General features: G+C 44.0%; 9 protein-coding genes and 1 tRNA gene. All 10 read right to left on the reverse strand.

Annotated elements, in window-relative coordinates:
* Positions 1-78: 78 nt before the first annotated feature.
* The 10 genes from AAE02nite_RS00545 to AAE02nite_RS00590 all read right to left on the reverse strand — a co-directional run bounded on the left by AAE02nite_RS00545 (position 79) and on the right by AAE02nite_RS00590 (position 11,907).
* Positions 79-399, reverse strand: coding sequence for a DUF3467 domain-containing protein (locus AAE02nite_RS00545; protein WP_146894489.1), 321 nt, complete (start codon positions 397-399; stop codon positions 79-81).
* 1 nt (position 400) lies between these two features.
* Positions 401-4,714 carry a DNA-directed RNA polymerase subunit beta' gene (gene rpoC, locus AAE02nite_RS00550; protein ID WP_146894490.1) on the reverse strand — a complete coding sequence of 1,438 codons (4,314 nt, stop codon included), beginning with the start codon at positions 4,712-4,714 and terminating at the stop codon, positions 401-403.
* An 81-nt stretch (positions 4,715-4,795) separates the two neighbouring features.
* On the reverse strand, positions 4,796-8,668 hold the full coding sequence (rpoB, locus tag AAE02nite_RS00555; RefSeq protein ID WP_146894491.1) for a DNA-directed RNA polymerase subunit beta: 3,873 nt from the start codon (positions 8,666-8,668) through the stop codon (positions 4,796-4,798).
* Positions 8,669-8,818: 150 nt separating this feature from the next.
* Entirely contained in the window at positions 8,819-9,199 is a 381-nt protein-coding gene (rplL, locus tag AAE02nite_RS00560) for a 50S ribosomal protein L7/L12 (RefSeq protein ID WP_146894492.1), read from the reverse strand.
* 39 nt (positions 9,200-9,238) lie between these two features.
* A complete protein-coding gene (gene rplJ, locus AAE02nite_RS00565) occupies positions 9,239-9,781 on the reverse strand; it encodes a 50S ribosomal protein L10 (protein ID WP_146894493.1) in 543 nt (180 codons plus the stop codon).
* Positions 9,782-9,793: 12 nt separating this feature from the next.
* Positions 9,794-10,483 (reverse strand): 50S ribosomal protein L1, encoded by a 690-nt coding sequence (gene rplA / locus AAE02nite_RS00570; protein ID WP_146894494.1) that lies wholly within the window; start codon positions 10,481-10,483, stop codon positions 9,794-9,796.
* 15 nt (positions 10,484-10,498) lie between these two features.
* The gene (gene rplK, locus AAE02nite_RS00575) at positions 10,499-10,942 is read right to left on the reverse strand and encodes a 50S ribosomal protein L11 (RefSeq protein ID WP_146894495.1); all 444 of its coding nucleotides are present in this window, start codon (positions 10,940-10,942) and stop codon (positions 10,499-10,501) included.
* Between the two features lie 101 nt (positions 10,943-11,043).
* Positions 11,044-11,601 carry a transcription termination/antitermination protein NusG gene (gene nusG, locus AAE02nite_RS00580; protein WP_146894496.1) on the reverse strand — a complete coding sequence of 186 codons (558 nt, stop codon included), beginning with the start codon at positions 11,599-11,601 and terminating at the stop codon, positions 11,044-11,046.
* Positions 11,602-11,612: 11 nt separating this feature from the next.
* On the reverse strand, positions 11,613-11,804 hold the full coding sequence (gene secE / locus AAE02nite_RS00585) for a preprotein translocase subunit SecE (RefSeq protein WP_146894497.1): 192 nt from the start codon (positions 11,802-11,804) through the stop codon (positions 11,613-11,615).
* Between the two features lie 30 nt (positions 11,805-11,834).
* Positions 11,835-11,907 (reverse strand) — tRNA-Trp (locus AAE02nite_RS00590).
* Between the last annotated feature and the right edge of the window lie 42 nt (positions 11,908-11,949).

Raw genomic sequence — 11,949 nt, forward strand, 5'->3', positions numbered from 1 at the left:
AATTCTTCTTCTCAAAATTTTGGTCTGCAAAGGTATACAAAAACTTTTGCAAATTCAATATTAATTTATTATAAATAATTAAGCTTCACCTATATTGCCTCCAAAATTCATTGGAAAGCTTGGCTCCTGGTGAATTTGCTTTATATCTCCGTAACTTTCTTCAAAACGGCGGATGTTATCGGCCAGAGCCGCTAACAAACGTTTAGCGTGCTCCGGCGTGATAACTATTCTGGCTTTTACTTTAGCTTTCGGAATACCCGGCATTAGCCGGATAAAGTCAATCACAAACTCACTGCTGGAGTGAGCTATCATTGCCAGATTGGCATATTCTCCTTCCGCTATCTCCTCGGTTAGTTCTATGTTAATCTGGTTTTCCTGGGCTGCTGGTTCTTTCGCCATTTTATTTGTTCTGTAACTCTGCCTGACGGGCTTTAGTAGCTTGTTTAGAAGAAACCAGGCTATCGTACTCTTCTTGTGAACCAACTATTAATTTAGAGTATTCACGCAACCCTGTACCGGCTGGAATCAGGTGTCCTACAATAACGTTTTCTTTTAAGCCTAATAACTCATCGGCTTTACCTCTGATGGCGGCTTCGCTTAATACCTTGGTTGTTTCCTGGAAGGAAGCTGCCGAAATAAAGCTCTGCGTACCCAAAGACGCTTGTGTAATACCTTGCAGAGTAGGACGAGAAACTGCCGGCTGTGCATCTCTAACCGTTACCACCCGCATATCGCGGCGTTTCAAGCTGGAGTTTTCATCCCGCAATCTTCTGGCCGTTACAATTTGCCCTGGTTTCAGGCTAGCCGAATCACCCGCATCTTCCACTACTTTCATGTCAATGATCATATCATTCTCTTCCATGAAAGTAACTTTGTCTACTACCTGATTTTCTAGGAACGAAGTATCACCCGGATCGATAACGGCAACTTTCTGCATCATCTGGCGAACTACCACCTCAATGTGCTTGTCGTTTATTTTCACCCCTTGCAAACGATATACTTCCTGAATTTCATTTACCAGATATTCCTGTACGGCTCCTGGTCCTTGAATATTCAGGATATCGGTTGGCGTAATAGCACCATCAGACAAAGGCATACCGGCCCGGATAAAGTCATTATCCTGTACCAGAATGTGTTTAGACAAAGGCACCATGTATTTCTTTTTCACGCCGTCTTTCGACTCGATGAAGATTTCACGATTACCCCGTTTAATACCGCCGTATGTTACTACTCCGTCAATTTCGCTTACTACCGCCGGGTTAGATGGATTCCGGGCTTCGAATAATTCCGTTACCCTTGGCAGACCACCCGTAATATCGCGGGTTTTACCAATGGCACGTGGAATCTTAGCCAGGATTTGTCCAGCCCTAATAGGCTCGGCATCTTCTACCGTTAAGTGCGCACCTACTGGAATATTATAAGCTTTATACTCATCGTTACGAGCTCGCACCCCAATGGCTGGGTTCTGGGTTTTATCTTTGGTTTCGATAATTACTTTTTCGCGGTGACCAGTTTGTTCATCTGATTCTTCGCGGTAAGTAACCCCTTCAATCAAAGCCTCATATTCTACAGCACCATCGTATTCCGATAAGATTACTGCATTGTATGGATCCCACACGCAGATTTCGTCGCCTTTGGCAACAGTCTGGCCTTCGTCTACCATCAGGAAAGAGCCGTAAGGAACGTGGTTACTGATTAATATTTTACCGGTTCCTGGCTCAACCACCCGAACTTCACCCGAACGACCCATTACTACTTTTACCGGGGTGCCTTCGTTGTTCACAGTTTCAATCGTCCGAACATCTTCAAACTCGATGGTACCGTTAAACTTAGCCCGGATAGCAGCATCTACCGCAATGTTAGAAGCTGTACCACCCACGTGGAAAGTACGGAGCGTTAACTGGGTACCTGGTTCACCGATGGACTGAGCGGCAATAACGCCTACTGCTTCGCCTTTCTGCACCATTCTGCCCGAAGCCAGGTTACGACCATAGCATTTAGCACAAATACCACGCTTGCTTTCGCAGGTTAATACCGAACGAATCTCCACCGTTTCGATGCTGGTAGCATCAATCCGCTTGGTAATATCTTCGGTAATTTCCCCTCCGGCCTCAATGATCAATTCATTGTTCAATGGATCCAGAACATCATGTACCGTTACCCGGCCCAAAATTCTCTCGGATAAAGATTCTACAATATCCTCGTTGTCTTTCAGGGCACTTACTTCCAGTCCGCGTAAGGTTCCGCAGTCAGTTTCGTTTACAATAACATCCTGCGATACGTCTACCAGACGACGGGTTAAGTAACCGGCGTCCGCTGTTTTCAACGCAGTATCGGCCAGACCTTTACGGGCACCGTGGGTAGAGATAAAGTACTCGATTACATCCAAACCTTCTTTAAAGTTAGAAAGGATTGGGTTCTCGATAATTTCACCTACTGAACCTTGCAACGATTTCTGCGGCTTTGCCATCAGACCCCGCATACCACCTAACTGACGAATCTGCTCACGAGAACCACGGGCCCCAGAGTGCATCATCATGTAGATAGAGTTGAAGCCTTGGTCGTCTTTTTCCAGACGGCCCATCAGGGTTTCGGTAATCTGGTTGTTAATACGCGTCCAGATATCAATTACCTGGTTGTAACGCTCGTTATCGGTAATCAGACCCATGGAGTAGTTCGCCCAAACAGCATCTACATCTTTTTTGGCCTGTTCTACCAGAATATCCTTTTCTTTTGGAATAACAATATCACCCAGACCCATCGACAGACCACCCTTGTAGGCAGACTGGAAGCCTAAAGTTTTAATATCATCCAGGAATTGAGCGGTACGCGCCATTCCGGTTACTTTGAATACGCGGGAAATAATTTGCTGTAACTTTTTCTTCGTTAACAGCTCATCCACGAATCCAACTTCTTCCGGAACGAATTGGTTAAATAATACCCGACCGGCAACGGTTTCGATTACTTTTGTAACCAGTTGCTCGTTTTCGTCTTGTATTTTGGTTCTTACTTTTATAAAGGCATGTTTAGATAAACGGCCTTCGTTAATGGCAATAACTACTTCTTCTGCACTGTAGAAAGACATGCCTTCACCGGCAATCTTTTCGTTTTCAGTAGAGCGCTTGCCTTTGGTTACATAGTATAATCCCAAAACCATGTCCTGCGATGGCACCGCAATTGGTGCACCGTTAGCTGGGTTCAGGATGTTGTGCGAAGCCAGCATCAGCATAGAGGCTTCCAAAATAGCAGCAGGTCCCAGGGGAACGTGCACCGCCATCTGGTCACCGTCAAAGTCGGCGTTGAATGCCGTACACACTAACGGGTGTAACTGAATCGCTTTACCTTCAATTAAGCGCGGCTGGAAAGCCTGGATACCTAAACGGTGAAGCGTAGGAGCCCGGTTCAGCAGTACCGGGTGACCTTTCAGAACGTTTTCCAAAATATCCCAAACTACCGCATCTTTCCGGTCAACTATTTTCTTAGCCGATTTTACGGTTTTAACAATACCCCGCTCGATCAGTTTACGAATGATAAATGGTTTGAAAAGCTCAGCCGCCATGTTCTTAGGCAGACCGCACTCGTGCAATTTCAATTCCGGACCTACTACGATAACCGAACGACCAGAATAGTCAACCCGCTTACCCAATAAGTTCTGACGGAAACGGCCTTGCTTACCTTTCAGCATATCCGAAAGCGATTTCAAAGCCCGGTTACCTTCTGCCCGCACGGCGTTTACTTTACGGGAGTTGTCGAACAAGGAGTCAACGGCTTCCTGTAACATACGCTTCTCGTTCCGCAGAATAACTTCCGGCGCTTTAATCTCGATCAGACGTTTCAGACGGTTGTTCCGGATTATAACGCGGCGGTACAAGTCATTTAAGTCGGAAGTAGCGAAACGGCCACCATCCAACGGCACCAACGGACGCAATTCTGGCGGAATAACCGGCACCATCCGAATAACCATCCACTCGGGGCGGTTTTCAATACGGGTAGCAGCATCCCGGAAAGCTTCTACTACTCTTAAACGCTTCAGGGCTTCACCTTTACGTTGCTGAGAAGTTTCGTGGGCGGCAGAGTAACGTAAGTCGTAAGATAAATCGTCTAGGTTAATGCGCTGTAATAATAATTCCAACGCATCCGCACCCATCTTAGCGATGAATTTATTCGGATCACTGTTGTCCAGCATCTGGTTTTCCCGAGGTAACTTATCGATCATATCCAGGTATTCATCTTCGGTTAAGAAGTCGAGTTGGTTTACACCATCTTCGGCCAGAATACCGGGCTGTACTACTACGTACCGCTCGTAATAAATAATTTGGTCTAATTTTTTGGTCGGTAAACCTAACAGGTAACCAATTTTATTGGGCAACGATTTGAAGTACCAGATGTGAGCAACTGGTACTACCAACTCGATGTGGCCCATGCGCTCGCGACGTACTTTCTTCTCAGTAACCTCAACCCCGCAACGGTCGCAAATAATGCCTTTATATCGGATTCGCTTATATTTACCGCAGTGACATTCCCAATCTTTCACCGGACCAAAAATACGCTCGCAGAACAAACCGCCCATTTCAGGCTTGTAAGTCCGGTAGTTAATGGTCTCTGGCTTGGTTACTTCACCGTTAGAGCGCTCCAGAATAGATTCCGGCGATGCTAAGCTGATAGTAACTTTCGAGAAGTCCTGGTTTAGTTTTTTATTTTTTGCAAATGCCATCTTTCAGATTTAAAAATTCTAAAATTTTATCTTTAACGAATAAAAGAGTAGCAACATTCCGTTGCTACTCAAAATTCATTATTAATCTAAAGTAATCTCCAGTGCCAGACCTCTTAGCTCGTGAATCAATACGTTGAAAGATTCCGGTATATTTGGTTTTGGCAGCACGTCGCCTTTTACAATGGCTTCGTACGCCTTGGCTCTACCAATTACGTCATCCGATTTTACGGTCAGGATTTCCTGCAACACATGCGATGCACCGAATGCTTCGAGTGCCCACACCTCCATCTCACCGAAACGCTGACCACCAAACTGGGCCTTACCACCCAAAGGCTGCTGCGTAATAAGCGAGTAAGGTCCGATAGAACGGGCGTGCATTTTATCATCTACCAAGTGACCCAGTTTCAGCATGTAAATTACCCCAACGGTTACCGGCTGATCAAATTTATCACCGGTTAAACCATCGTACAGATAAGTACGGCCGTATCTTGGTACACCTGCCTCCGCCAATTCTGCCGAAACTTGTTCTTCGGAAGCACCGTCAAAAATAGGCGTAGAATATTTTCTGCCTAATTTCAGACCGGCCCAACCTAATACTGTTTCGTAGATCTGACCGATGTTCATCCGCGAAGGCACCCCCAGCGGGTTCAGTACAATATCCATTGGCGTTCCATCCTCCAGGAATGGCATATCCTCTTCCCGTACAATCCGGGCTACTACCCCTTTGTTACCGTGACGACCTGCCATTTTATCACCCACTTTCAGTTTACGCTTTTTAGCAATGTAAACTTTCGCCAACTGCACAATACCGGCTGGTAATTCATCACCCACTTCCAGAGTAAATCTTTCCCGCTTAAACCGGGCCGAAATCATGTTGCGGCGTTTGTTGTAGTTTTTCACCAACTCCACCAACATGGTATTCGTCTGTTCTTCGGTAGTCCAGTTTTCCAGAATCAAATCCTTAAACAAGTTCACCTCTTCGGGCACGGCATAATTGCTTTCGTCCTTATAAGGGTTTTTGTCCGGGAACAGGTTCTCCACCACATTTCTGCGGGTAAACTTCACGCCTTTCGACATGATTTCGTCGCCGAATTTATGCTTAACCCCTTGCGAAGTTTTGCCATCCAATAAGGCAACCAGTTTCTCAACCATTACCCCTTTAACAACTTTTAGCTCGTCGTTATATTTAGATTTCAGGTCTTCCACTTCCTTCTTAGACTTAGCCCGCAGGTTTTTATCTTTTTTAGGACGAGAGAATAATTTGGTATCGATTACTACGCCGTTTAAGGATGGCGGTGCTTTAAGAGAAGCATCTTTCACATCGCCGGCTTTGTCACCAAAGATGGCGCGTAACAGTTTTTCTTCCGGGGTTGGATCCGTTTCACCTTTAGGTGTAATCTTACCTATCAGAATATCGCCTTCTTTTACTTCGGCACCTTCGCGGATTATACCGTTTTCATCGAGGTTACGAACGGCTTCTTCGCTTACGTTCGGGATTTCAGAAGTTAATTCTTCTTCACCCCGCTTGGTTTCGCGTACTTCCAGTTCAAACTCCTCAATGTGGATAGAAGTAAATACATCGTCGCGTACTACTTTTTCCGATATTACAATCGCATCCTCGAAGTTATACCCTTGCCAAGGCATGAACGCCACCTGCAGGTTACGTCCTAAAGCCAGCTCGCCATCGTTAGTAGCATAGCCTTCGCATAAGGCCTGGCCTCTTTTAACTACTTCGCCTTTTTTAACGATTGGCGTTAAGTTAATACAGGTATCCTGATTGGTTCTCCGGAATTTTATCAGATCGTAGGTTACGAACTCAGCATCAAAGCTTACCAGTTTATCTTCTTCGGTCAGGTCGTATTTTACTACCACCTTGTTGGCATCAACGTATTCAATAATACCCGAACCTTCGGCTACTACCAAGGCACGGGAATCGATGGCCGCACGGGCTTCCAGACCAGTACCAACAATAGGGGCTTGTGGTTTAAGTAAAGGAACCGCCTGACGTTGCATGTTTGAACCCATCAGGGCCCGGTTAGCATCATCGTGCTCCAGGAACGGAATCAAAGACGCCGCTACCGATACAATCTGGTTAGGCGCAATATCCATGTAAGTATAAGTACCCGGATCGGTAACGGGGAAGTCACCCTCAAAACGGCCTTTTACTTTATCATTAATGAAATTACCCTGCTCATCAATGCGGGCATTCGCCTGAGCAATGTGGTGGGTATCTTCTTCTTCTGCCGTCAAATATTGCACATTAGACTCTACCTCTACGCGTCCGTCCGATACCTTCCGGTAAGGAGTTTCAATAAAGCCCATGCTGTTTACGCGGGCATGCACGCACAAGGAAGAAATCAATCCAATATTCGGACCTTCTGGCGTTTCAATGGTACACAAACGTCCGTAGTGGGTATAGTGAACGTCCCGAACCTCGAAACCAGCTCTTTCCCGTGATAAACCTCCAGGCCCTAAAGCTGATACCCGACGTTTGTGGGTTATCTCGGCTAACGGGTTGGTTTGGTCCATGAACTGCGAAAGCTGATTGGTACCAAAGAAAGAGTTGATAACCGAAGAAAGTGTCCGGGCATTGATCAAATCAACCGGTTTAAATTCCTCGTTATCCCGTACGTTCATCCGCTCTTTAATAGTCCGGGCCATACGGGCCAGACCTACCCCAAACTGCGCATATAGTTGTTCACCAACGGTTCTTACCCGGCGGTTACTTAAGTGGTCAATATCATCTACTACCGCTTTGGAGTTTATTAAACCAATCAGATATTTAACAATCAGTACAATGTCTTCATTGGTTAATACCTTGGCATCCCAGTTGGAATCCAGACCTAACTTTTTGTTAATCCGGTATCGGCCAACATCCCCCAAATCATATCGCTTGTCGCTGAAAAACAATTTCTGGATAATATCGCGCGCGGTTTCTTCATCGGGTGCTTCGGTGTTCCGGAGCTGGCGATAAATTTGTTCAACGGCTTCTTTTTCAGAATTTGAATTATCTTTCTGAAGCGTATTATATATAATCGTGTAATCCGCAATGTTAATATTTTCGCGGTGCAAGATTATTGATTTGGCACCTGATTCCAGGATAGTATCAATGTCTTCCTCGGATACGGTTGAATCCCGTTCCAGCAACACTTCATTCCTGTCGATGGAAACCACTTCACCAGTATCTTCATCCACGAAATCTTCTGTCCAGGTTCTTAAAACCCGCGCCGCCAGTTTCCGACCTACTGCTTCTTTTAGTCCCTTGCGTTCAGCTTTAATTTCTTCGGATAAACCAAATAAATCTAAGATATCTTTATCCGTTCCGTAACCAATAGCCCGTAACAATGTTGTTACCGGAAATTTCTTTTTCCGGTCGATGTAAGCATACATCACATTGTTTACATCGGTTGCAAATTCTATCCAGGAGCCTTTAAATGGAATAATTCGGGCCGAATATAATTTAGTACCATTGGTGTGCTTGCTCTGAGCAAAGAAAACGCCAGGTGAACGGTGCAATTGAGATACAATAACTCTTTCGGCTCCATTTATTACAAAAGAACCTTTTTCGGTCATGTAAGGAATATTTCCTAAGAAAACTTCCTGCTCAATGGTTTCAAAATCTTCGTTGTCGTCGTCGTTACAAACCAGACGTAATTTTGCTTTTAAAGGAACTGAATAGGTTAATCCCCGGTCAATACATTCGTCGACTGAATATTTCGGCGGGTCTACGTGGTAATCAATAAATTCCAGAACAAAGTTCTCGCGTGAATCAGATATTGGGAAATTCTCAGCAAAAACTTTGAAAAGACCTTCTTCTGTTCTATTTTCGGCAGCAGTTTCTAACTGAAAGAAGTCGCGGAACGATTGTAACTGAACATCCAGAAAATCCGGGTAATCAATAACCGGAGTAATAGAAGCGAAATTAATTCGCTCCGAATTTTTATTTTTAGCCAAAACTTTTATAGTTTAAAGTTTACAACTCAACTGTAACATTCTCCTTCCGGAGAAAGAGAAAAAAGACTGAAATTTATTTTCCAGTACAAACAGGAAAAGACCTGACTATATTGCCAGGTCTAATCCGTAAGATATTTAAAGTTAGAGGGATTACTTAACCTCCACTTCAGCACCAGCTTCTTCTAAAGATTTCTTTAAAGATTCAGCTTCGTCTTTAGCAACACCTTCTTTCAATGGTTTTGGAGCGCCGTCTACTAATTCTTTCGCTTCTTTCAGTCCAAGGCCAGTCAGATCTTTTACTAACTTAACTACCGCCAGTTTAGAAGCACCGGCTGCTTTCAATATTACATCAAATGATGTTTTTTCTTCGGCTGCAGGAGCATCAGCACCAGCACCACCACCGGCTACCATAACAGGAGCAGCAGCTGCAGGCTCGATACCGTATTCATCCTTCAGGATAGTAGCTAGTTCATTTACCTCTTTTACAGTTAAATTTACTAACTGCTCAGCGAATGCTTTTAAATCTGCCATTTTATTAAAATTAATTGTTATTTAGTTATTGTGTTTAGTTTATTCTTTTTCTGATAATGTTTTTAAAATTCCGGCCAGTTTGTTGCCACCGCCTTGTAAAGCAGAAATAACATTCTTCGCAGGAGATTGTAACAGGCCAACAATTTCGCCGATTAAATCGTTCTTCGATTTGATATTTGACAGGAAGTCTAAATTCTCACTACCTGTAAATACATCGGTATCGATATAAGCGCCTTTTAATGCTGGTTTAGGAGTTACGCCTTTTCCGTAAGCTTCGGCTTTGTAAAAACGCTGCAATAATTTTGCCGGAGCGCTGCCCGAATCTGATGAAAACAAAATTCCGGACTGACCTTTTAACGCTGCATCCATTGCAGATGTATCAGCATTTAAGGTATCTAGTGCTTTACGGATTAAGGTGTTTTTATAAACTTTATATTCCATTCCCTGATCGAAGCACAGCTTGCGGAAACGATTAATAGATGCTACGGTTAAGCCAGCTGCATCAGTAATATAGAAAAAATTATACGTAGCGAATTTCTGGGTCAACTCATCTACGATCACTTGCTTTTCTTCCCTGGTCATTTTAAAATTCGCTTAAATTAAACTTTTATCTACGGTTACCGCAGGGCTCATTGTGCTAGACAATGTTACGCTTCTGATGTAAGTACCTTTGGCCGATGATGGCTTTAAACGGTTCAGGGTAGCAATAATTTCTGCAGCGTTTTCGGCAATCTGATCTGGTGAGAAAGAAACTTTGCCAATGCTGGTATGGATAATACCGGTTTTATCAACTTTAAAGTCAATTTTACCAGCTTTTACTTCTTTTACCGCTTTCGCTACATCTGGTGTTACTGTACCAGATTTTGGGTTTGGCATCAGGTTCCGAGGACCTAGTATTCTACCTAAACGACCTACTTTGGCCATTACCGAAGGCATGGTAATAATTACATCCACATCGGTCCAGCCTTTTTCAATCTTCTGGATATATTCATCCAAACCTACAAAGTCAGCGCCGGCATCTTTTGCTTCCTGCTCTTTATCAGGCGTGCAAAGTACCAAAACGCGAACCTGCTTACCAGTACCATGAGGTAAAGTGGCAATACCACGCACCATCTGGTCGGCCTTCCGCGGGTCTACGCCTAAACGTACATCAATATCTACAGAAGCATCGAACTTGGTGTAAGTAATTTCTTTTACCAGGCTTGCGGCATCCAGCAGTGCATATTCTTTATTCTGATCTACTTTCGCGAGAGCAGCTTTTCTTTTCTTTGTTAATTTTGCCATTTCTGATCCTCCTGCTTATTCGCTCCAGGGAGCTTTACCCGAAACTGTAATACCCATGCTACGCGCAGTACCCGCAATTAATTTCATTGCTGATTCTACTTTAAAAGCATTTAAATCAGGCATTTTAATTTCTGCAATTTCTCTGATTTGATCCCAGGTAACAGAACCTACTTTGTTCCGGTTAGGCTCTTTGGAACCACTTTTGATTTTAGCAGCATCCATTAACAATACTGGAGCCGGAGGAGTTTTCACCACAAAATCGAATGATTTATCGGTGTAGATGGTAATTAATACCGGACAAACCTGGCCGGCTTTATCCTGGGTTCTGGCATTAAACTGCTTACAGAATTCCATGATGTTTAAGCCCTTCGAACCAAGTGCAGGTCCAATCGGCGGCGATGGATTCGCGGCGCCTCCCTTTACCTGAAGCTTCAGATAACCTCTAATTTCTTTTGCCATTTTTTTCTAAGCTTCGGGCCTTTTACCCGTTGCGCTAAACTTTATTTAAATTTTGCCTCTTTTATATAAATTTTCTCCCGAGGCACTTCAGAGAAAACTTTTTAAGATTCTTTTTCTACCTGCATGTAGTTAAGTTCTACCGGTGTATTCCGGCCAAAAATCTTAACCATTACATTCAGCTTTTTCCGTTCTTCAAATACCTCTTCTACCGTTCCGGAGAAACCATTAAAAGGACCATCCATTACTTTTATGGTTTCACCCACAATAAACGGTGTATCCAGGGTTTCTACCTGCTCTTCGGTTTCGTCTACCTTACCTAAAATCCGGTTAACTTCCGACAAACGCAACGGAACTGGTTTCTTTACCGTTGTTCCTTCATTTGCACCCAAGAAACCAATCACCCCCGGAGTACTAATAATAATATGCTCCGCCTCGCCGTGGCTTAAATCCGCGTGAATCAGAATATAGCCAGGAAAAAAGCTACGTTCCCGTACCCGCTTCTTTCCATTCCGCATTTCATAAACTTTCTCTGACGGAATGAGCACTTGCGGCACGTATTCTTCCAGTTTTTGCCGGGCAATTTCGTTTTCCAAGTAAGCTTTCGCCTTCTTTTCCTGCCCGCTTACGGCTCTAACCACGTACCACTTTAAATCTGCCATACTTCTCCTGTTTAAAACTGGCTATAAAACCAACTAAGAGCAGTATCATAAACAAAGTCCATCGCACCCACTACAATAGCAAACACAACAGACCCTACCAGAACCAATACAGAGCTCTTCTGCAACTCAGCAAATTTAGGCCATGAGACTTTAAATCTCATTTCCTCTATTGTGTCGTTAATGTAACTTTTTACTTTGTCCATTTTATGCTGGATAGACTTTTTTATTCTTTGCACGGGTGGAGAGACTCGAACTCCCAGCCAATGGTTTTGGAGACCACTACTCTACCAATTGAGCTACACCCGTAAAAAAATGCACACCGCGAATATACTTTCAGATTCGGGAGTG

Origin of the sequence: Adhaeribacter aerolatus (assembly GCF_007991635.1) — a bacterium.
Classification (GTDB): domain Bacteria; phylum Bacteroidota; class Bacteroidia; order Cytophagales; family Hymenobacteraceae; genus Adhaeribacter; species Adhaeribacter aerolatus.